At 62.9% G+C, this 20,349-nt stretch carries 17 protein-coding genes; 11 read left to right on the forward strand and 6 right to left on the reverse strand.

Annotation, left to right across the window (positions count from 1 at the left end; translation table 11 throughout):
• Positions 1 to 2,289 (reverse strand): transglycosylase domain-containing protein, encoded by a 2,289-nt coding sequence (locus ACFFWD_RS37855; protein WP_376974441.1) that lies wholly within the window; start codon positions 2,287 to 2,289, stop codon positions 1 to 3.
• A 272-nt stretch (positions 2,290 to 2,561) separates the two neighbouring features.
• On the opposite strand from ACFFWD_RS37855, the gene ACFFWD_RS37860 reads away from it, so the two are divergent.
• From ACFFWD_RS37860 to ACFFWD_RS37875, 4 genes are all read left to right on the forward strand, one after another.
• On the forward strand, positions 2,562 to 3,077 hold the full coding sequence (locus tag ACFFWD_RS37860) for a YcgN family cysteine cluster protein (RefSeq protein WP_376974443.1): 516 nt from the start codon (positions 2,562 to 2,564) through the stop codon (positions 3,075 to 3,077).
• Between the two features lie 156 nt (positions 3,078 to 3,233).
• Positions 3,234 to 4,820 (forward strand): MDR family MFS transporter, encoded by a 1,587-nt coding sequence (locus ACFFWD_RS37865; RefSeq protein WP_376974444.1) that lies wholly within the window; start codon positions 3,234 to 3,236, stop codon positions 4,818 to 4,820.
• Positions 4,821 to 5,610: 790 nt separating this feature from the next.
• Entirely contained in the window at positions 5,611 to 6,987 is a 1,377-nt protein-coding gene (locus ACFFWD_RS37870) for a 3' terminal RNA ribose 2'-O-methyltransferase Hen1 (protein ID WP_376974445.1), read from the forward strand.
• An 8-nt stretch (positions 6,988 to 6,995) separates the two neighbouring features.
• Positions 6,996 to 9,557: a polynucleotide kinase-phosphatase gene (locus ACFFWD_RS37875; protein ID WP_376974446.1), complete on the forward strand. Its 2,562-nt coding sequence runs from the start codon at positions 6,996 to 6,998 to the stop codon at positions 9,555 to 9,557.
• 92 nt (positions 9,558 to 9,649) lie between these two features.
• On the opposite strand, the gene ACFFWD_RS37880 is transcribed toward ACFFWD_RS37875, so the two are convergent.
• Positions 9,650 to 11,284 carry a thiamine pyrophosphate-requiring protein gene (locus tag ACFFWD_RS37880; RefSeq protein ID WP_376974447.1) on the reverse strand — a complete coding sequence of 545 codons (1,635 nt, stop codon included), beginning with the start codon at positions 11,282 to 11,284 and terminating at the stop codon, positions 9,650 to 9,652.
• Between the two features lie 332 nt (positions 11,285 to 11,616).
• On the opposite strand from ACFFWD_RS37880, the gene ACFFWD_RS37885 reads away from it, so the two are divergent.
• Entirely contained in the window at positions 11,617 to 11,781 is a 165-nt protein-coding gene (locus ACFFWD_RS37885; RefSeq protein ID WP_376974448.1) for a Flp family type IVb pilin, read from the forward strand.
• A gap of 27 nt (positions 11,782 to 11,808) precedes the next feature.
• Here the strand turns inward: ACFFWD_RS37885 and ACFFWD_RS37890 are convergent, their stop codons facing one another.
• Together ACFFWD_RS37890 and ku are read right to left on the reverse strand one after the other, a co-directional pair.
• Positions 11,809 to 12,030: a hypothetical protein gene (locus ACFFWD_RS37890; protein ID WP_376974450.1), complete on the reverse strand. Its 222-nt coding sequence runs from the start codon at positions 12,028 to 12,030 to the stop codon at positions 11,809 to 11,811.
• 53 nt (positions 12,031 to 12,083) lie between these two features.
• Complete coding sequence (ku, locus tag ACFFWD_RS37895; protein WP_376974452.1) at positions 12,084 to 13,061, reverse strand: non-homologous end joining protein Ku; 978 nt, start codon at positions 13,059 to 13,061, stop codon at positions 12,084 to 12,086.
• Between the two features lie 249 nt (positions 13,062 to 13,310).
• Between ku and ACFFWD_RS37900 the strand changes: the two genes are divergently transcribed.
• A complete protein-coding gene (locus tag ACFFWD_RS37900) occupies positions 13,311 to 13,469 on the forward strand; it encodes a hypothetical protein (RefSeq protein WP_376974454.1) in 159 nt (52 codons plus the stop codon).
• A 62-nt stretch (positions 13,470 to 13,531) separates the two neighbouring features.
• Here ACFFWD_RS37900 and ACFFWD_RS37905 read toward each other — a convergent pair whose 3' ends face one another.
• A complete protein-coding gene (locus ACFFWD_RS37905) occupies positions 13,532 to 13,690 on the reverse strand; it encodes a hypothetical protein (RefSeq protein ID WP_376974456.1) in 159 nt (52 codons plus the stop codon).
• Between the two features lie 55 nt (positions 13,691 to 13,745).
• On the opposite strand from ACFFWD_RS37905, the gene ACFFWD_RS37910 reads away from it, so the two are divergent.
• From ACFFWD_RS37910 to ACFFWD_RS37925, 4 genes are all read left to right on the forward strand, one after another.
• Positions 13,746 to 13,898 carry a hypothetical protein gene (locus ACFFWD_RS37910; protein WP_376974458.1) on the forward strand — a complete coding sequence of 51 codons (153 nt, stop codon included), beginning with the start codon at positions 13,746 to 13,748 and terminating at the stop codon, positions 13,896 to 13,898.
• Positions 13,899 to 14,371: 473 nt separating this feature from the next.
• Positions 14,372 to 14,656, forward strand: a complete 285-nt coding sequence (locus ACFFWD_RS37915; RefSeq protein ID WP_376974460.1) for a hypothetical protein — start codon at positions 14,372 to 14,374, stop codon at positions 14,654 to 14,656.
• 49 nt (positions 14,657 to 14,705) lie between these two features.
• Positions 14,706 to 15,119 (forward strand): hypothetical protein, encoded by a 414-nt coding sequence (locus ACFFWD_RS37920; protein WP_376974462.1) that lies wholly within the window; start codon positions 14,706 to 14,708, stop codon positions 15,117 to 15,119.
• A 238-nt stretch (positions 15,120 to 15,357) separates the two neighbouring features.
• Positions 15,358 to 16,368, forward strand: a complete 1,011-nt coding sequence (locus tag ACFFWD_RS37925) for an NAD-dependent epimerase (protein WP_376974464.1) — start codon at positions 15,358 to 15,360, stop codon at positions 16,366 to 16,368.
• An 87-nt stretch (positions 16,369 to 16,455) separates the two neighbouring features.
• Here ACFFWD_RS37925 and ACFFWD_RS37930 read toward each other — a convergent pair whose 3' ends face one another.
• Positions 16,456 to 17,196, reverse strand: coding sequence for a metallophosphoesterase family protein (locus ACFFWD_RS37930; protein ID WP_376974466.1), 741 nt, complete (start codon positions 17,194 to 17,196; stop codon positions 16,456 to 16,458).
• A gap of 1,114 nt (positions 17,197 to 18,310) precedes the next feature.
• Here ACFFWD_RS37930 and ACFFWD_RS37935 point away from each other — a divergent pair.
• Complete coding sequence (locus ACFFWD_RS37935; protein WP_376974468.1) at positions 18,311 to 19,750, forward strand: undecaprenyl-phosphate glucose phosphotransferase; 1,440 nt, start codon at positions 18,311 to 18,313, stop codon at positions 19,748 to 19,750.
• Positions 19,751 to 20,349: the final 599 nt, after the last annotated feature.

A 20,349-nucleotide genomic window follows, 5' to 3' on the forward strand; every position in this document is an offset into this window, starting at 1 on the left:
TTAGTTCTTGCGTGGCACGGAAGCCGTCGTGCCGTCCGGCCCGGCGGCGGCAATGTAATTCTCGGGGAAGGCCAGCGCGCTCGAGGATTCCGCCTTGTTCGTGCCCTTGGCCGGCTCGTTCAGCGTGGTCTTGCCGGTGGTCTTCGCCGCGTCGTCGAGCAGCTTCTCGACGCGCACCAGGATATCGGCGCCGCGCTTGGTCAGGACCGGCGGCGGACCCGGCTTGGTCTCCAGCACCTTCGGCGCCGCGTTCGCCGCGACGTTAGGCGCCACCGGCTGCGGCGGCAGCTTTTGGCCCATGCCGATGCCGGGGATTTCCCTGACCTCGACGCCCTGATGCGCGGCGACCATAATGTCGTGCCAGGTCTGCGCCGGCAGCGAGCCGCCGGTCATGCGGTTGGTCGGCGAATAGTCGTCGTTGCCGTACCAGACCGCGCAGGTGAAGTTGCCGGTGTAGCCGACGAACCAGGCGTCGCGATAGGCGTTGGTGGTGCCGGTCTTGCCCGCGGTCGGAATGCCGTCCAGCGCGGCGCGGCGCGCGGTGCCCTCGCTGACGACGTGGCTCATCATGCCCGCCATGTCGGCGGCGATATTGGCCGGGATCGCCTGCCGCGGCTTCGGACCGTCACGGTCCCAGCGCCAGACCAGATCGCCGGCGCCGGTGCGCACCTCCAGCACCGAATGCGGCGTCACGGAGCGGCCCTTGTTCGGGAAGGTCGCATAGGCAACCGCGTGCTCGAGCACGGTGACTTCGTCGGAGCCGATCGGCAGCGACGGCGTGTCGGGCAGCGGCGCCTTGAGCCCGAAGCGGCGCGCCACCTCGACGATCTTGGCGCGGCCGGCCTTGGGCCCCTCCTTGCCGCCGAGCGCGATCGACAGCTTCACCGGCACGACGTTGATCGAGCGCGTGATCGCCTGCGTCAGCGTCACCGAGCCGGAATAGGAGTGGCCATAATTCTGCGGACACCAGTTGCCGATGCAGACCGGGCCGTCGACCACGATCGAGGTCGGCTTGAAGCCGTTCAGCAGCGCCGTGGTGTAGACATAGGGCTTGAACGACGAGCCGGGCTGCCGATAGGCGTCGGTCGCGCGGTTGAACTGGCTCGCGCCATAGTCGCGTCCGCCGACCATGGCGCGGACGCCGCCGTCGAGATCGGCAACCACGGTGGAGGCCTGGGTCGCGTGGTAGTCGCGCCCGAACTGGCGAAGCTGGTTCTCGATCGCTTCCTCGGCCGCGCGCTGCACATTCATGTCGATCGCGGTGCGAACCACGAACACGCGCTCGGTGTAGGATTTCGGGAAGGTGTCGACGAGCTTGCGCATCTCGTCGAAGGCGTAGTCGAGATAGTAGTTCGGCGAGTTCTCGTCGCGCCGGTCGACGGCGACGGCGGGGTTGCGGCGGGCGCCGAACACCTGGCCGTCGGTCATGAAGCCGGCATCGACGAGGTTGTCGAGCACGACGTTGGCGCGGGCACGCGCCGCGGGCAGGTTGATGTGGGGCGCATATTTGGTCGGGGCCTTGAACAGGCCGGCGAGCATCGCGGCTTCCGCGAGGTTCACATCGCGCGCCGACTTGTTGAAATAGAAATGCGCCGCGCCGTCGACGCCGAAGGTGCCGCCGCCCATATAGGCGCGGTCGAGATAGAGCTTCAGGATCTCGTTCTTGGTCAGGCGGAATTCGAGCCATACCGCCAGGAACGCTTCCTTCACCTTGCGTTCGATGGTGCGCTCGTTGTTCAGGAACAGGTTCTTGGCGAGTTGCTGGGTGATCGACGAACCGCCCTGGCGCACGCCGCCGGCCTGCGCGTTGGTGACGAGCGCGCGGGCGAGGCCCGGGAAGTCGATGCCGTAATGGTCGTAGAAGCGGCGGTCCTCGGTCGCGAGCGTCGCCTTGATCAGATTGTCCGGGAAGTCTTCCAGCGGGATCGAGTCGTTGTGCTTGATGCCGCGGCTGCCGATCGGATTGCCGTAACGGTCGAGGAACTGCACCGCGAGGTCGGACTTCTTCAGCCAGTCCTCGTCGGCGGTTTCGCGGAAGGCGGGGATCGCCAGCGTCAGCATCAACACCATGCCGCCGAGCCCGATGGTGGCGGCTTCCGACAGCGGCTCGATGAACACCCAGCGCTTCCAGCGGCCGACATAGAAGCGGTCCATGGAGGTCGAATAGCGCTCGTAGAGCTCGCGCAGGCCCTTGCCCGACGAAAACAGCGTCGAGTCGATACGCGCATCGAGATCCAGGAAGAAATTCCGGATCTTCTGCTTCCAATGCGGCGGTAGGATCTGGCGCACGGGGCCCTTGAGTTCGACAGCGCTGCAAGCGCCCAAAATGGGCACCAACCAGCGTCTTGCTTCGATGTTGCGGCAAACCCAAGGCGCTTTTGCGTCATTGGGGACTCGCTCGCTGTTCTAACCGAGCGCCGGCCATAAACCAATGGCGCGGCTGGTGAATTTAACGATAGGCTGGACGCTGCCCACCGGCTTTTTCGGCCCCGCAAAACCACCCCCTTGCGCAGCCCAGCCCGGGCCCCCAAGAAGGTGGAAGCCATCAACACAAGGGAATCATGACCGCGCCGCCCAAGCATTCCTCGCCCCAGGAGGGATTCTTCTGGAAAACCAAGACGTTGGAGGAGATGTCCAGCGCCGAATGGGAGAGCCTGTGTGACGGCTGCGCGCGTTGCTGCCTGGAGAAGCTTGAAGACGAGGATACAGGCAAAATCTACTTCACCCATATCTCCTGCAAGCTCCTCGATGCCGGCCTTTGCACCTGCAAGGACTACGAAAACCGCTCCGACAAGGTTCCGGACTGCGTCCGCCTGACGCCGGAAAACGTCCGCAGCCTGAACTGGCTGCCGCCGAGCTGCGGCTATCGGCTGGTCGCCGAGGGGCGCGACCTCTACTGGTGGCATCCCCTGATCTCCGGCGATCCCAACACCGTGCATGAGGCCGGCGTCTCCGTGCGCGGGCGGGTGCAGGGCACCGAGATCGACGTCAACGACGCCGATCTCGAGGATCACATCGTGCAGTGGCCCGCGCTGCTGCCGAAGCGGGCGCGGTTGAAGAAGCGGCCGAAAGCCTGACATCGCCTCCGGCCTGATCACGTCATCGCGAGGACCCCCTCGTGGGATGCACCCATGCGCGGAGGTGCCTGCCTCAGCAACGAATTGCTGCCTAAATTGCAAATAAGAGAATGATTCCCTCGCGGCCGCACGCCGCGCAGCCGCATTACGCCTCCAATGAACAAATACGAACGGCAGAGCCGTTTTCCTGCCGACCAGCAGACATTGCCCGACGACATTGCCGAAGAGCTGTCCCGCCTCCCGAGCGAGGTGATCGAACTCAGCGATGCGCCGCCGATCGCGCCGCCGGCACCGCTCAATCAAGACGAGGTCCGCACCATCGTCATCAGCCTGATGCTGACGATGTTCCTGGCGGCGCTTGACCAGACCATCGTCGCGACGGCGCTGCCGACCATCGGCCGCCAGTTCCACGACGTCACCAATCTCTCCTGGGTGATCACGGCCTATCTCCTGGCGTCGACCGCCGTGGCGCCGGTGTTCGGCACGCTCAGCGACATCTATGGCCGCCGCGCCATGATCATCACCTCGCTCAGCCTGTTCGTTGTGGGCTCGGTCCTGTGCGCGATCGCGCCGAACATGACGGTGCTGATCCTCGCGCGCGGCCTGCAGGGCCTTGGCGGCGGTGGCATCATGCCTGTGGTGCAGACCGTGATCTCCGACGTGGTGTCCCCGCGTGAACGCGGCCAGTATCAGGCCTATTTCTCCAGCGTCTGGATGGCCGGCGGCATTCTCGGGCCCGTGATCGGCGGCGTGTTTGCCGAGCATCTGCACTGGTCGATGATCTTCTGGATCAACCTGCCGCTCGCGGCCGCCGCGCTCGCGCTGCTGTTGCCGAAGATGGGCAAGATCCCGGTGTTCCACCGCAAGCGCAAGGTCGACTGGCTCGGCGGCATCCTGCTGATGGCCTCGGCTGTCGTGCTCATGCTGGTGCTGACCTGGGGCGGCACCCGCTTCTCCTGGCTCTCGCCCACGATCACCGCGATGGTCGGTGCGTCGGTCGCGCTCGCCGGTGCCTTCGTGTGGCACGCAAGGCGCGCCGACGAGCCGTTCCTGCCGCTGTCGCTGCTCGGCGGTTCGGTCGTGCCCTTCGCGATGGGCGCGGGCGGCTGCGCACTCGGTGCAATTGTCGGCCTGACCGTGCATCTGCCGCTGTATTACGAGGTGGTCTATCACCTCAGCGCCAGCGAGGCCGGCCTCGCGCTGATCCCGCTTGCCGCGATCTCGACCTGCGGCGCGGCGATCGCCGGACGGACCATGGCGAAAGCCAAGCACTACAAGCGCGTCGCGATCGTCGGCACCTCGCTTGCCGCGATCTGTGCCGTGGCGATGGCGCTGACCACGCTGCCGCTGTGGGGATTGCTCGCGCTGATGAGCGTGTTCGCACTCGGGCTCGGCACCACGTTCCCGGTCAGCGTGGTGTCGCTGCAGAATTCGGTGGCGCGCGCCCAGGTCGGCACCGTCACCGGCGCGATGAACTTCTTCCGCGCGCTGATGGCTTCGTTCACGGTGGCCGTCTTCGCTGCGATCCTGCTGATGGCGCTCGGCGCCGACATCTCGCTCGCCAGCGAGCACCATGGTGCGGGCGCGGCGAGCGCGATTCCCACGGCCGACATGATCACCGCCTTCCGCTACGTGTTCGGCGCCGCCGCCGTGCTGCTGACCACTGCCTCGATCTGCATGATCACGATGGAAGAGCGCCCGCTCGCAGGGCCCGGTACGCCGCCGGTCGAAATGGCGGAGTAGGGCGGTCGCCACGTCATTGCGAGCGAAGCGAAGCAATCCATGCTTCAGCGTATGAAGAGCGATGGATTGCTTCGTCGCTACGCTCCTCGCAATGACGGGGTTGGTTTCTAATTCAACTCTCAAGCAGCGCCGAGGATTCGAGTTCGCGTTCTCGCGACATGTTCTGTCCGAGCTTTGCATTGCATTTCACCCTCTCAATCAACAGAGGGCGCAGGGAAAGCCGGGTGCCGATTGCACCCATGGGTCCCGTGCAACAAAAAGCACGGGGGTAGGACCACAGGTGAAATAACCGGAAACTCCGGCTTTCCCTGCGCGATGGTTTTACGGCTTCCTTCGTGCTCTCCCCGGCGAGACGGGCTTGTTTGTCACCGTCTTCGCAAAGACGCTTTCGCGTCTTGCGAGGAGACACCAACCACTGGGGCGTCAGGACCACACGACTTCGCCGTCCGCGTCACGTGCACTCGTCAGTTGCGCGCTCCGCGTCCACCGCACCTCGACCCAACACTCGTGACGATTGCGCAGCGCCCCTCAGGCGGGTGAGACGGGCGGAGTCATACACTGATTTGCGCTTCTCAAAAACAGAAATATTTTTTCGAGGAGGGCTTGCGCCGACGGGCAAATCAGTGATTGGCGTGCAGAGGAATATCCGACGCGTTGTTGTCGCATACTTTTCATCCGGCCGAGTCAATTCGGCAAAAGCCGTCTATCGCGGTGGTCGAGCAGGGGCGTCATTTCGCCCTTAGGTGAAATTGAGCTGGATCGACACGTCGCAGTCGGCTATCTGACAATCATGTTTCTCTCGATTGCAACGACACATCAGCCCGCTACGGATCTTGGCTTCCTGCTTCACAAGCATCCCGACCGGATACATGAGGTGGAGCTCGCCTTCGGCAAGGCATTGATCTTATACCCGGAGGCCGTCCCGACGCGCTGTGAGGTGGTGTTGGTTCTTGATGTCGATCCTGTTGGTCTTGTCCGCGGAAAAGGTAACGGCGAGGGTTTGCTCGATCAGTACGTCAACGATCGCCCCTACGCGGCGTCGTCATTTCTTTCGGTCGCGTTGAACAGGGCGTTCCGGACCGCTATGGCGGGTACCTGCCACGCACGTCAGGAGCTTGCCAACGAGGCCATCCCGCTCGAAGCGGTCGTCACGCCTTTGCCGATGCGCGGCGGCGAAAAGCTGGTCCGTGCGTTATTCGAGCCCCTCGGCTGGCATGTCGAGATCGAGCCGATCGAGGGCCCGGGCGCGACCGGCAATCTGTACGCGCGAGTGAAGCTTGGTGGAACTGCGCGCCTCAGCTCTCTTCTCAACCATTTGTACGTGCTCATCCCGGTGATGGACGACGCCAAGCACTATTGGGTTGGAGATGACGAGATCGACAAGCTGCTCAATCGGGGCGAAGGCTGGCTGAGCTCGCACCCCGCAAAGGAGTTGATCGTCCGTCGTTATCTTCGGCACCGTGGGATGCTCGCCCGAGCGGCCCTGGAGCGACTGGTGCCGGAAACCCAAGACGAGAGCGCTCAAGCTGATCCGCGTGGAGCTCAAGAGGAAGTGCTTGAGGCGCCGATCCGGCTGAACGACCAGCGCATGGATGCGGTTGTCGACGCGCTTCGCGCGACCCGAGCCAAGACCATCGCGGATTTGGGTTGTGGTGAGGGGAAACTCTTGCAACGCCTGCTTCGAGAGCCTTGGGCGCAACGGCTGATCGGCCTCGACCCGGCCTCCCGTGCGCTGGAATGGGCAGCAAGGCGGCTAAAATTGAATATGGCTGGTGGTCCTCCGGAGGGGCGGGTGACGCTTCTCCATGGATCGCTGACGTATCGGGACGAGCGCTGGTCAACCGTCGACGCCGCGGCGCTGGTTGAAGTGATTGAGCATCTGGATCCCGACCGACTGCCGCTTGTCGAACGCGTCGTGTTCGGCGGGGCGCGTCCTCGCGCGGTCGTCGTGACAACCCCGAACGCGGACTACAATCGGCTCTTCCCAAATCTCGCTGATGGCGGCTTTCGCCATCCCGATCATCGCTTCGAGTGGACGCGTGCCGAGTTTCGCTCGTGGACTGAGAAGATTGCGTCGACTTACGGCTATCAGCCGATCCTCAGCGGAATTGGGCAGCAGGATGATGCGCAGGGGGCGCCGACGCAAATGGCGGTGTTCACGCGATGAGCGCGACCATGACGAACATCCAGATTCCCGATTTTTCCCTCGTCATCCTGATTGGCGCGACGGGGTGCGGCAAGTCGACCTTTGCAGCGAAGCATTTTCTGCCGACGGAAGTGATTTCGTCCGACTACTGCCGCGGACTTGTCTGCGACGATCAGACAGATCAAGGGGTTACAGCCGATGCCTTTGACCTGGTGCGCGAGATCGCCGGCAAGCGGCTGAAGAACAGGAAGCTCACCGTGATCGATGCCACGAACGTTCGCGCGGCGGAACGCAAGGGCTGGATCGAGCTGGCGCGGAAATGGCACGCCCTGCCGGTCGCAATCATCCTCGATCCAGGTATCGATGTCTGTATCGAGCGCAACAAGACGCGCCCTGATCGCCCATTCGGCGCTCAAGTGGTGCAGCGGATGGTGTCTGAGGTGCGACGCGGCCTCGGTGGACTTCAGCGCGAGGGCTTCCGCCAAGTATGGAAGCTCGCCAGCGCCGAAAGCATCGAAACCGCCGTCGTTGCACGGCAGCCGCTTTGGACCGACAAGCGAACCGATGCGGGTCCATTCGACATCATCGGCGATGTCCACGGTTGTTCCGACGAGCTCCAGACGTTGCTGGTCAAGCTTGGCTATCATGTCGCGTGGTCGGAGGACGAGGGGAGGCGAACGGTCAGGGTCACGCCACCCGAGGGCCGCAAAGCGGTCTTCGTGGGTGATCTCGTCGACCGCGGGCCAAACTCGCCTGATGTCTTGCGCATCGTGATGAGCATGACGGCGGCCGGTCACGCCTACGCCGTTCAGGGCAATCACGACCGCAAGCTCGAGCGTTGGCTGTCGGGCCGGAAGGTCACGATTGCACATGGCCTTCAGCAGACGATCGACCAGCTCGAAGGACAAGATCTCGGCTTTCGCGAGACCTTGCGGATTTTCCTCGGGGATCTGCGCAGTCATGTTTGGCTCGACGGTGGGCGGTTGGCAGTGGCCCACGCAGGGCTGAAAGAGGACATGATCGGCCGTGGATCCGGCGCGGTGCGCGAATTCGCGCTCTATGGCGAGACCACGGGAGAGATCGACGAGTTCGGGCTGCCTGTTCGCGCGGATTGGGCAGCGAACTATCGAGGAGCGACTACCGTCGTGTACGGTCACACGCCGATCCCGCGCGCAGACTGGGTCAACAACACGCTCTGCATCGATACTGGTTGCGTCTTCGGCGGAAAGCTGACCGCGTTGCGCTGGCCGGAAAAACAGCTTGTCGAGGTTCCCGCCGAACGGACGTGGTCCGAGCCGATCCGTCCGATTGCCGCGGCTGATCTGACGTCGGGGCAGGCCGAGGCGGACTCGATCCTAGACTACAAGGATGTGAGCGGACGGCGCTGGATCGATACGGCACTGAAAGGCCGCGTGGTCGTCGCGGAGGAGAATGCGTCTGCCGCACTGGAGGTCATGAGTCGATTTGCGTTGGCGCCTCAGTGGCTTGCATATCTGCCGCCGGCGATGTCGCCTTCCGAGACCAGCGAGCGCGAGGGCTGGCTGGAGCGACCGGAGGAGGCCTTCGCGCATTTTCGCGATCGTGGCGTCTCGGAACTGGTGTGCGAAGAGAAGCACATGGGGTCGCGTGCGGTGATCGCCATTTGCAAGACGGCGAGCGCAGCCCGGGCGCGCTTCGGCGTGGCGGGCGAAGAAACCGGGGCGATCTGGACACGTACCGGACGGGCGTTTTTCGGTAATCCCGCAACGACCGAGGAACTTCTGGGCAGGTTACGCAACGCAATCGAAGATGCTGGTTTGTGGAATGAGCTGGATAGCGACTGGTTGCTCCTCGATACGGAAATCATGCCCTGGTCTGTCAAGGCCGGCAGCCTGATCGAATGCCAGTATGGGCCGGTCGCCACGTCGTCCCGTGCCGGACTGGCAGCGTCGATCGACGCCTTTGCGCGCACCGGCAATCGCGGGCTCGACGTCGCGGCCTTGCGCGATCACTTCGCAGATCGGGCAGAACGGGCGGCGCGATACGGCAGCGCTTGGGCCCCCTATGTTTGGCAAGTCGATGCTATCGGCGACTTGAAAGTTGCACCTTTCCATCTGCTTGCGAGCGAGGGACGTGTCTGGTTCGAGCGTGACCACGTCTGGCACATGGAGCTGGCAGATCGCCTGGCGGCGGCAGCAGATGGGGTCGTCACACGCACCCAATGGCGAAAGGTTTCGCTTGCGGACGAGAGCGAGATGCTTGGAGCCATCGCTTGGTGGGAGGCGCTGACGGACAATGGCGGTGAAGGCATGGTCGTCAAGCCGCGCGAATTTGTCGCCCGAGGCAACAAGGGCCTCATTCAGCCGGCGCTCAAGGTGCGCGGTCGTGAATATCTCCGCATCATCTACGGTCCTGAATATGATGCGCCGCGAAACCTTGTTCGTCTGCGTGAGCGGAGCCTGGGCGGCAAGCGCAATTTGGCGCTTCGGGAGTTCGCCCTTGGCCACGAAGCCTTGAAGCGTTTTGTCGCGCGCGAGCCGCTGAGGCGCGTTCATGAATGTGTATTCGCGGTCTTGGCGCTGGAAAGTGAACCTGTCGACGCACGGCTCTGACCGATGGCGGCGAGCCTTGCGCTGTCCTGCGGCTCGGCGAGCGAGCTGACGAAGCCGGTTTCGATGTTGGTGACGTGTGGCATTGGCTGAGTTCACGTCCCCGGCTGCGACACCTCGGTCTCCTTGCTGGTGATGAACTCCAGCAGCACAGGCACGCCTTCCTTCGTCTTCTGGATGCCGCGCTTGATGGCGGGGATGATGTCCTCAGGCTTGGTCACCCGCTCGCCATAGCCGCCGAAGGCAAGCGCCATCGCCGCGTAGTCGCCGGAGATGTCGGTCGAGCGGTATTTCTCGGTCGAGATCGGCATCACCTTCAATTCGATCGCCATCGAGAAGTTGTTGAGCAGGATCGACATGATCGGGATCCGCTCGCGCACCGCGGTCTCGAAATCCATGCCGGTGAAGCCGATCGCGGCATCGCCCCAGACGTTGATGCAGAGCTTATCGGGCTTCGCGAGCTTGGCGCCCATCGCGAGGCCCAGGCCGTAGCCAAGCTGGGTGGTCTTGCCCCAGCCGATATAGGACAAGGGTTCGACCGATTTCCAGAACGGTGACAGCTGGTCGCGCGGGCTGCCGGCGTCGTGGGTGATGATGGTGTTGTTGATGTCGACGGTGTGCTGCAGGTCCCACAGCACGCGATAGGGATTGAGCGGTGCATCGTTGTGGGTGAGCTTCGGCAGCCATTTCGCGAGCCACTCCTTGTGGCTGGCGGCAATTTCCGCAGCGACCGCGCTGGCGTCGCGGTCCGCGGTGACTGTCTTGCCGATCTCCTCGAGCAGCGCGTCGAGCACCAGCGCGGCGTCGCCGACCAGGCCGACCCTGGCCTCGACATCCTTGTTGAGATGGTTCGGATCGAGCGTCGAATGGATGATGGTCTTGCCCTTCGGCATCGCGATCCCGAACGACGTCTCGGTGAAGGAGCAGCCGATGCCGAAGATCACGTCGGCCTCGCCGAGGAATTTCGGCACCGCGCGCGGCACGGCCAGGCCGCCGGAGCCGAGCGACAGCGGATGCGTTTCGGGGAACGACGACTTGCCGCCGAGGCTGGTGGTGACGGGGATCGCGAGCCGCTCGGCAAGGCGCTTGAGCTGCGGCCAGGCCTTGGCGTAATGCACGCCCTGGCCGGCATAGATGACCGGACGCTTGGCGCCGATCAGGAGTGCCGCAGCCTCCTTGATGTGAACGGGGTCGGCGCCGTAGCGGGTGCGCAGCACCGGCGTGTAGTTGAGCGGCTCCGGCACTTCCTCGTTCCACATATCGGCGGGGATTTCGACGATGACGGGCCCGCCGCGGCCGTTCTTCAGCCTGGTGAAGGCGCGGCGGAAGATGTTGCAGACCTCCGAGGCGAGGATGATCGGCTCGGACGATTTCGAAAACGGCTTCATCGCCTGGCTGGAGTTGAAGTTCGGGTCGATATTGGCGAGCCGGCGCGCATAGCCCATCGGCAGCACCAGGACGGGGACGGATTCGCCGTAGCACTGCGCCACGCCGCCCATCGCGTTCTCGGCGCCGGGGCCATGCTGCATGCAGAACGCGCCGATCTTCTCGCCAGAGGTGACGCGGGAGATCGCGTCCGCCATGTGGACGCCGATGCGCTCCTGGCGCACCATGACCGGGCGGATATCGGCATTGGCGGCATATTCGATCAGGTGGTTGACCGGGTAGCCGCAGAGGATCTCGATGCCCTCGCGCTTCATGATTTCCGCGATCGCGGTGCCAAGCTTCATGACGGTGTCTCCCCTGGATGCGGCCGGTTTGCTCCGACCTCATTGTCGCCCCGAAGGCCAGAGGAACAGGATTCTGCGGACCGGTAAAGCACGCCCCGCGCGCCCGTCTGGTAGTGCTGATATGCGTTTACGGGGAATAACGGCCCCCGGGGCGGGGCGATGTCGAGCCCCGGCGGGAGTAGGCCGGGGATGCCGATACCGCGGAAATCGCATGCACCTCTTAAGCGATCGTTCATCTTCTCCTTCAATGGCCCGTCAACCAATGCGGCCTAGCCTGATACAATCATTTTACGGCGCGAGAGAATATCCGCAGGCGTCGACGGGAGTTTTCAATGCGATCGTTGCTGGCAAGATTCATTGGCGATGAGGCAGGCGCGACGGCGATCGAGTACGCCATCATCGCAGGCGGCCTCAGTATCGTGATCGTTGCCGCCGTAAATGGCATCGGCATCAACCTCAGCGGCCGCTTCGACGCGATGAGCACGGCGCTGAAGTAGCGCCGCCCCGACGCGCGCGCCGCGGCCTTAGCCGCCTCTCAGCGCGCGCAGCATCGCGATCCGCGCGAACATCAGCCAGCCGCCGCCGCGCTCCGCGGCGTTGATCAGATGCGCGACCGCGACCTGCCAGCGCTCCTCCTGCTGGAGGTCTTCCGGTAACTTCATGATGTAATCGGCCGCCTGCTGCAGCGTCTCCAGCCTGCCGCGGTGGAGCGCGATCGGATCGTCGAAGGGCGTCGACCAGGGCATCTCAGGCGCGGCGGGTCAGGATCATCAGATAGCAGCCGCGCGCCCTCAAAAAATCAGCTCGCCTTCTTCGACCGCGCGGAGGCTTGCGCCCGCACCGCCTTCTCCGCCTTCTTCGGCTCGGGCTTGGCGACTTCCTTCGGCTCGCGCTTGCCGCTGCCGGAGATCGGCAACAACATCTCGCGCTGGCCCTCGATGCGCTTCTTCGGCTTCTTTCCCTTGGCCTTGCTCTCGGCCTTGGCGGCGGGAGCGGCATGCTTCTCGTTGGCAACGCTCTTCTTGAGCGCGTCCATCAGGTTGATGACGTTGCCGCTCGACTTCGGCGCGGGCTTGGTGATCTTGATGCCGTTGCGCTTCTGGTTGATCAGGTCGATCAGCGCCTGCTCGTAGCGATCCTCGAACTCCTCCGGATCGAAGTCGGCGGACTTCTGCTCGACGATGTGCTTGGCGAGATCCAGCATGTCCTTGGTGATCTTCACGTCCTGGATGTCGTCGAAATACTCTTTCTCGCTGCGCACCTCGTAGGGGTAGCGCAACAGCGTGCCCATCAGCCCGTTGTCGAGCGGCTCGAGCGCGATGATGTGCTCGCGGTTGGTCAGCACCACGCGGCCGATCGCGACCTTGTCGAGGCTGCGGATGGTCTCGCGGATGACAGCGAAGGCGTCATGGCCGACCTTGCCGTCGGGGACGAGATAATACGGGCGGATCAGATAGCGGCTGTCGATCTCGGACCGCGGCACGAACTCGTCGATCTCGATGGTGCGGGTGGATTCCAGCGCGATGTCGTCGAGCTCGTCCTTGGTGACCTCGATATAGGTGTCGGTGTCGACCTTGTAGCCCTTCATGATGTCGTCGGCGGGAACTTCCTCGCCGGTCTCCGCGTCGACCTTGGCGTATTTGATGCGATGGCCGGTCTTGCGGTTGATCTGGTTGAAGGAAACCTTCTCGGTGTCCGACGTCGCCGGGTACAGCGCGACGGGGCAGGTCACGAGCGAAAGGCGCAAAAAGCCCTTCCAGTTGGCGCGGGGGGCCATGGGATACTCCGATAACGCAACCGACGGAACGGGCAAGGATACCACCGGGGGTCCCGGTTTGGAACATCACGTGTCCCGGATTCTCTCAACGGCGTTAATCGAGATCCGGTCCAATGCGAGGTGCGACTTTTTGCAGCCGCCGTCGCCGCACGCCCGTTCCTCCGGAACATCGCTCCCCATCAGGCGTTGGCTCTTCGAAAGGCGGGCGGCAATAGCCGAGATTACAGGCACTTAACGCAAGAGGTTGCCATGGCAACGGAACGACACGGTCAGATCGTCGACCCCCCAAGCGCAGCGCGCCAGGCCGCGCCGGGCCCGTCCATTCTTGCGCTGCTTGCGGTATCAACCGGCCTCGCGGTCCTGATCCTCGGCCTTGTCTGGTTCGTGTTCTTCCATGTCGGAGCGTGACAGGGGATGACGGGCCAAGACAGGGTGATGCCGGGCCAACGGGACGACGGCACCCGGCGCACCTAGTCGAGACGCGCGATTGTTTGAGACGACGGGACCGCAAGCCCCAGCCGTCTCGCCTCATAGCCGGACTGCTGGATCGACTGCCACCACGACCGGTTCGCGAGGTACCAGCGAACGGTCTTGGCGAGCCCGCTGTCGCCGTCGCGACGTCGCGTCACGAGATTTCCGAATTTGATCGGTAGCGCTTTGCGGCGACGTGGGGGAGCCTGACGCATGGTCTATCGATTCAAGTTTCCTCTGCTGACGCAGTTGAAAGAACGAAGTCTTTCCGGCGTCTTTGTCGGATTGGTGCTGCTCGCGATGACCGGATGGGTCTATCTCTTGAGCACGATGTTCCTGAAGTTCGCCTTGTGGTTCTTCTCCTGAAATGCAGGAGATCAATGCGCGGCTGATCAGTTCTGCGTCGTTGAGGTGCACAAAAAATTCAGCGGATGAACAATCTTTCGGCGCGCTGAATCATGATGCGGTCACAACTTCCGACTGAAGATGCGCACCAGGGTGAATTGGGAAGACGGAAAATGCTTGGTAGTCTTGTCTTGCTGGTGACGTTCTTCGCGGGCTTCTTCGCCGGATTTGGCATGCGCGTCTGGCGATCATACAGGCGGCGCACGGCGCACCTGACACCAGACAGATCGCGATTGCCCCTCACCACATTCGGACATGCCCGCCGGGCATTCTAGCCATGCAGATGTTGTGCCCCCGACAGCGGCGCTCATTGCATGACGGCGACGAGACGGCTGCGCGGATCGACCACCGGCGTGCGTCGTCGTATCTCGGCCCTCGCGCTGACAGTTGATCGAGGGGTGAGACGTGTTAGATTGCAGACGGGCTTGTGCAAGATGACTGATCTCAGGAACAACTCGCCGCGGCGCTACTTTATCGACGATGACGGACGGCGCGTCCTGATCGGCCTCACCTTCGAGGAGACTTTCGAGTTCGAGCGCCTCGACCATCAGTCGGGTCTGCAGGATGCCGGGCACGTGCTGTGGGACGCCAGCGGCCGGCCGGCAAGCAAGCCGGCGCAGCGCTGGCTCGAGCTCTATCGCAAGCACGACCGGGCCTGGGGGCAGTGGATGGCCGCGAGCCGCACCGGACGTCGCGGGAATTTACCGTTTCTTAACTAAGGCAAGGCGATTTTGGCCCATTGGCTGCGCCTGACTTGGACACACGCGGATGTTTCAGCTGTTCCTGCGCGCTCGCGCGCACAACTACATCAAGGGCCGCCTGGGTGACCAAGGCTTCCGGGCGCGCTCGCCGGAGCGCGACGCCGAGACCGATCGCGCCCGGATCGGTGCAATCGTGGCTGCGATCGAAACCGCGCTGCATGCGGCCGAGAGCGAGCAGACCGGCCTCAGCCGCCGGGTCGACGACGTGCTGGCCCGCGCCGCCGTGACGATCGGCAACGGCACCGACGAGTACCTGGAGCGCGAGGACCTCGACAACTACCACCAGGACCTGTTCACGGCCGAGATCTCCAACGGACAGCGCCGGCTGAAGGAGCTGGCGGCCGAAATCGCGCATTTCAAGTTCATGAAGGCGGCGGTGCTGAGCCGCTTTCCGGATTACAAGGCCACGATCCCCGGCTAGCGCGCGCCAAGGGCCTTCAAGGCGGCGGCAAGACGGGGCTTTTCCACACATGACCCGGCCTTCCGCGGCCCGGCCGACACCGTTCGCGCTTGATCGTTGCTGCAATATCGGTAGGAATGGCCTCCCTGTTCGGCGCATCCGGGGATTGGACCCGTGGAATTGTGTCCCGGGGATGCCCGGTTGACGCAAAGTTGTGATCCGGGCGTCGGCCTTCGGCAACATTGGTGGGAAGCGGATCGTGGCCAATTTGCTAGTTACCGGCTGTGCGGGCTTTATCGGCTTTCATCTCGCGCGACGGCTGCTGGGCGAAGGCGGGTCGGTCGTCGGCATCGACAATCTCAACGACTATTACGATCCGCGGCTCAAGCTGGCGCGGCTCGAGCAGCTCACGACGTTCTCCAACTTTGCGTTCGAAAAGCTCGATTTGGCCGACCGGGCAGGGATGCAGGCGCTGTTCCTCCGGCATCGGTTTCCCGTCGTGTTGCATATGGCCGCGCAGGCCGGCGTGCGGTACTCGCTGCAGAACCCGCATGCCTATGCCGATTCAAATCTCGAAGGCTTCCTGAACATCCTGGAGGGATGCCGGCAGGGCGATTGCCGGCATCTCGTCTTTGCCTCGTCGTCGTCGGTCTACGGCGCCAATACCAAGCTGCCGTTCTCGGTGCATGACAATGTCGATCATCCGGTCAGCCTCTATGCCGCGACCAAGAAGGCCAACGAGTTGCTGGCGCATTCCTACAGCCACCTCTATGGCCTTCCGACCACCGGCTTGCGTTTCTTCACCGTCTATGGGCCGTGGTATCGTCCCGACATGGCGCTCTATCTGTTTGCCGACGCGATCACCGCGGGGCGGCCGATCAATCTGTTCAACCACGGCAAGATGCGGCGTGACTTCACGCATATCGACGACGTCGTCGAGGCGATCAAGCGGGTCATCGACCGTGTGCCGCAGGGCAATCCGGACTGGTCCGGCGCAAGCCCAGATTCCGGATCAAGCAACGCGCCGTGGCGCATCTACAATGTCGGCAACAGCAAGCCGGAAGAGCTGATGCATGTCGTTGCGCTGCTCGAGCATGGATTCGGGCGCGTCGCGCAGAAGAATCTGCTTCCGATGCAGCCGGGCGATGTGCCGGAGACCTTTGCCGACATCGACGATCTCGTGCGCGACGTCGGATTCCGGCCGGATGTCGCGATCGAGCAGGGCATCGAGACATTCGTCGCGTGGTATCGCGACTATCATCGCGTCTAAAGGGATGTTCGCCTGGGACCCCCGGTCCGGACGACTTCGTGCCACTCGCGCCGCGGGCGGCGAGGCCTTAGGCGAACCGCAGCGCCCTTACACCGCGAGCATGCTCGATCCCTGGATCGAGAGCAGCGTCAGGTTTCCGGTCGCGTAGGCGCCGGTGTCGATGTTGGCGCGATTGGGCAGGATCTCGGCGCTGCGAACCGGCGTATGTCCGTGCACGATGTACTTGCCGAAATTCTTCTTGCTCTGGAGAAACTCGTCGCGAATCCACAACAGGTCCGCCTCGCGCTGCTCGGTCAGCGGCGTGCCCGGGCGCACGCCGGCATGCACGAAGAAGAAATCGCCGCAGGTGAAGCTGAGCCGCAGCCGGCCGAGAAATTCGCGATGCAGCGGCGGCATCGCCGCGGCAAGCTCGCGGATCAACGTCCGCTGCTCGTCCTCCTGCGGGGCCGGCGACGGCGAAAGGCCGTAGGACAACAGCGTCTGCAATCCGCCGACCCTGAGCCAGTCGGGAAGGCGGGACGGGTCGCGAACCACCTCGCCGAGAAAGGCCTCGTGATTGCCCTTCAGGAAAACCACATTGCCGCGGCGGGCCCGCTCGACCAGAAGATCAAGGGTGCGCCGCGTGTCCGGACCGCGGTCGATATAGTCGCCCATATATACCTCGATCGCGCGATACGGCCTGCTGTGCGCGACGTCGGCGTCGATCACCCGGAACATCTGCCTGAGCAGATGCGCGCAGCCGTGAATATCGCTGATCGCGTAGATGCGAACTCCATCCGGAAGCCGGGGTTTTGTGGTCGACGTCAGTTGTCGCAGCGCTGACAGCATCAGGTGGATAAGGACTCTTTATACGGCGGCGACCCGAGCGCCCGGCCGAAGAGGCAAATCGCAAGGTAAGAAGGATTCGCCAGGAACCCTCTCTTTTAACTTTGAATTGCTCCGCGCGCGAGGTGAGTTTTCAGCGGCTTGATGCCGCCAAGTCCCGCTCTCGTGCTCGTTTTGAGGATCAATCAGTCGGCGCCGCCTTGCATGGGGCGCCGATTGTGGCGGCCGGACGACGAGCGGAAGGCAAAATGGCCCGCGCTGGCCTCAACGGAGCTCCGGGCTCTCGAGCGGTGCCGCACGGCCGACCATCACGGCGGGACCGACCGCATGTCTGACGAACGCGCTGACGAGATATCCGATCTGGAGAGGCGCAACGAATGCGGCAACCGCCGACAGCGCCTGAACAAATGACCAATTCTGGCCGATTGAAGCCACGGCGACGGCGACACAGCCAAGGAGCAGGACCGGTATCAAGACAAAAAAGCGGAACCGAATTCCCAGAACCAATCCGATCAACGCACTGCAAACAACCAACGTGGTCACAACACTTACTCCTTGACGCCACATTGCTTAACGATGGCCGCCTAAGATTGGTTTAAGTGCTTAAGTCAATTTGTTCTTACGCCAGAGTTGCAGGCGGATCGATCTGCATGCGCGGACCGCAGAATCGACGCGTTTCTTTCGCAATGCCGTGATCACCGATGCGAAGCAGTTGCTCAACGAAATGTCATTCGCGTGATGTCAAGTCGTGCAGCCGTTCAGTCTTCGTTGCGCGATGATTTTCGCGCGCAAATTCTGTGCGCTTGTGAACAATCACACATCACGAATTGATTGCTCGTGCATCATGCTGTGAATGATCGCAGTCACAATTTTGCAATGCGAAGAACGAAATTGATTTTCTTGGTGCGGTGCCACAATATCGCTGTGTTTGGTAAACAACTTCCGCAGGCATTTCGCGCAAATCCCAAACTTCGTCGACCACGTTTTGGTGCAAGCCGTTTCGCAGTGTCCGAGTTTTTTCCGCCGCATCTAGTGTCCGATTTTTTCCGCCCGCATCTGTTGTGTTTGTTTGTTGTTGTTCGCGCGGCCTGCGGCCGTTGAAGTAAAGAGGTTCGAGATGTCTGCAACCACGTATGGCTCCGATGGTCTCCGCGTATTGGCGTCGAACCGCGGCACCTCATTGCAACGGCCGTTTCAGCTCTTCATCATCGCCGGCGACTTCCTCGTGATCCTGCTGAGCTACGTGGCTGCCAGCGCGCTCTATCGCGAGTTCATGAATTCGCCGACCGATCCGGATAATTCGCTCGGTGCAGGGCTGATTGTCGGTATCGTGTTCGTCATGGCCGCTTACTTTCAGGGCGTCTATGACAACCATAGGTTGCTCAGCACCTTGTGGCAGTCACGCAAGGTCGTCGTGATCTGGTTGTTCGCGCTCACGACGCTCGCGGTCGCCGCCTTTCTCTTGAAGTCGACGGCGAACCTGTCCCGCGGCACCATCATCACGTTCACGCTGCTGGGGGCGGGCGGGCTGCTCACGCATCGCGTGATCTGGCGCTACTGCCTGTCGTCCGCCTTTGCGAAGGAGCGGCTGATCGACCGCAAGGTCATCCTGCTCAGCCTCCGCGCCCTGGATTTCACGTCCAACCGCTTCAAGGATCTGCGCAAGCATGGTTTTGACGTGGTGCGTCACTTCGTGCTCAACCCGGCGCAGGATCAGGACGACGCGGCCTGGAATCGGCAGATCACCGATGTGATCCGGCAGTCGCGCGCCGCCGATGTCGACGAATATCTGGTGGCGATCGACTGGAACGAGCTGCCGATGCTGCAGAAGCTGAGCCAGCATCTGCGGGTGGTCCCGCAGCCGATCCGCTTGTTACCGGATTTTCCGATCGCCGATCTGGTGTCGCGGCCATTTTTGCCGGTCAGCGGAACCGTCGCGATCGAGATCCAGCGTCCGCCGCTGTCGGTGTTCGAGCGGGTGCAGAAGCGCTGCCTCGACATCGGACTTGCGTCTTTTGCCCTGCTGATGCTGGCGCCGCTGATCATCACGGCAGCGATCCTAGTCAAGCTCGATTCCGCAGGCCCGGTTATCTTCCGGCAGTCGCGCCGCGGCTTCAACGGCAAGCCGTTCGAGATCTGGAAGTTCCGCAGCATGCGTGTGACCGAGAACGGCAACAAGATCACACAAGCCAAGAAGCAGGACTCGCGGGTGACCCGGGTCGGGCGCTTCCTGCGCAAGACCAGCATCGACGAGCTGCCGCAGCTCTGGAACGTGCTGCGCGGCGAGATGTCGCTGGTCGGACCGCGCCCCCATGCGCTGGCCCATGACAATTATTATGACCAGCTCATCAGCAAATACGTCTACCGCCACCACATGAAGCCCGGCCTGACCGGCTGGGCCCAGGTCAACGGTTTCCGCGGCGAGACGCCGACCATCGACCTGATGGAGAAGCGCGTCGAGTACGACGTCTGGTATGTGAGCAACTGGAGCATCTGGCTCGACATCCGGATCATCTTCCGGACCGCCGCGGCGCTGATGTATCAGGAAGCTTATTGAGCCGCCCGCGCGCCACCCGAACTCGGGCTGGCGCGCCCGCGGACCTATTCCTCGTCGACGATGAGGATCATGAACTGCAGGAATGAATAGAGACCGGCGGCCGCGAAGCCGGCGCAAAGGGCGGTCGTGACCGCGATAGTGGCAAGGATCTGCATGGCCTCCAACGCCTCGACAAGCTTGCTTGCCGGGGCTCTAACTAAAGCGGGATGAATCTTGGTTGAATCGGTTCGGCCGCGGTCGGTTCACCCCTCCCCAACGGGGAGAGGTCGATTTGCGCAGCAAATCGGATGAGGGGGCGCCGCTCTATCGAGGGATCGTAACCCCTCACCCGGCGCTGCGCCATAGCCGAAGCTTCGCTTCGGCGTTCTCTTCAAGGACAGCCGCCTGAAGGCGGCCTATGCCTCTCCCACGGGAGAGGTGATCTTCCGATGCCGTTCCAGCGCGACCTAATCTCATCATGCCTTACTAGCACAGGGCCGGTCGCCGGAGCGTTATCCGCGACGTCCAAACTCCGCCGCGCGAAGCAATCATTGATTTATGTCTAGCAGTCTGCTGAAAAACCCAGAAATTGAAGCATTGCTGTGTGTTTGGGCAGGTGG

It is taken from the genome of Bradyrhizobium erythrophlei (assembly GCF_042430365.1).
Lineage (GTDB): Bacteria > Pseudomonadota > Alphaproteobacteria > Rhizobiales > Xanthobacteraceae > Bradyrhizobium > Bradyrhizobium erythrophlei.

What these genes read in the sequence shown, in the direction of transcription:
- ACFFWD_RS37915 (WP_376974460.1), top strand. Translation starts at nt 14,372, where the DNA reads ATGACTGATCTCAGGAACAACTCGCCGCGGCGCTACTTTATCGACGAT.
- ACFFWD_RS37935 (WP_376974468.1), top strand. Translation starts at nt 18,311, where the DNA reads ATGTCTGCAACCACGTATGGCTCCGATGGTCTCCGCGTATTGGCGTCG.
- ACFFWD_RS37865 (WP_376974444.1), top strand. Translation starts at nt 3,234, where the DNA reads ATGAACAAATACGAACGGCAGAGCCGTTTTCCTGCCGACCAGCAGACA.
- ACFFWD_RS37860 (WP_376974443.1), top strand. Translation starts at nt 2,562, where the DNA reads ATGACCGCGCCGCCCAAGCATTCCTCGCCCCAGGAGGGATTCTTCTGG.
- ACFFWD_RS37880 (WP_376974447.1), bottom strand. Translation starts at nt 11,284, where the DNA reads ATGAAGCTTGGCACCGCGATCGCGGAAATCATGAAGCGCGAGGGCATC.
- ACFFWD_RS37885 (WP_376974448.1), top strand. Translation starts at nt 11,617, where the DNA reads ATGCGATCGTTGCTGGCAAGATTCATTGGCGATGAGGCAGGCGCGACG.
- ACFFWD_RS37920 (WP_376974462.1), top strand. Translation starts at nt 14,706, where the DNA reads ATGTTTCAGCTGTTCCTGCGCGCTCGCGCGCACAACTACATCAAGGGC.
- ACFFWD_RS37900 (WP_376974454.1), top strand. Translation starts at nt 13,311, where the DNA reads ATGGCAACGGAACGACACGGTCAGATCGTCGACCCCCCAAGCGCAGCG.
- ACFFWD_RS37910 (WP_376974458.1), top strand. Translation starts at nt 13,746, where the DNA reads ATGGTCTATCGATTCAAGTTTCCTCTGCTGACGCAGTTGAAAGAACGA.
- ACFFWD_RS37875 (WP_376974446.1), top strand. Translation starts at nt 6,996, where the DNA reads ATGACGAACATCCAGATTCCCGATTTTTCCCTCGTCATCCTGATTGGC.
- ACFFWD_RS37930 (WP_376974466.1), bottom strand. Translation starts at nt 17,196, where the DNA reads ATGCTGTCAGCGCTGCGACAACTGACGTCGACCACAAAACCCCGGCTT.
- ACFFWD_RS37890 (WP_376974450.1), bottom strand. Translation starts at nt 12,030, where the DNA reads ATGCCCTGGTCGACGCCCTTCGACGATCCGATCGCGCTCCACCGCGGC.
- ku (WP_376974452.1), bottom strand. Translation starts at nt 13,061, where the DNA reads ATGGCCCCCCGCGCCAACTGGAAGGGCTTTTTGCGCCTTTCGCTCGTG.
- ACFFWD_RS37870 (WP_376974445.1), top strand. Translation starts at nt 5,611, where the DNA reads ATGTTTCTCTCGATTGCAACGACACATCAGCCCGCTACGGATCTTGGC.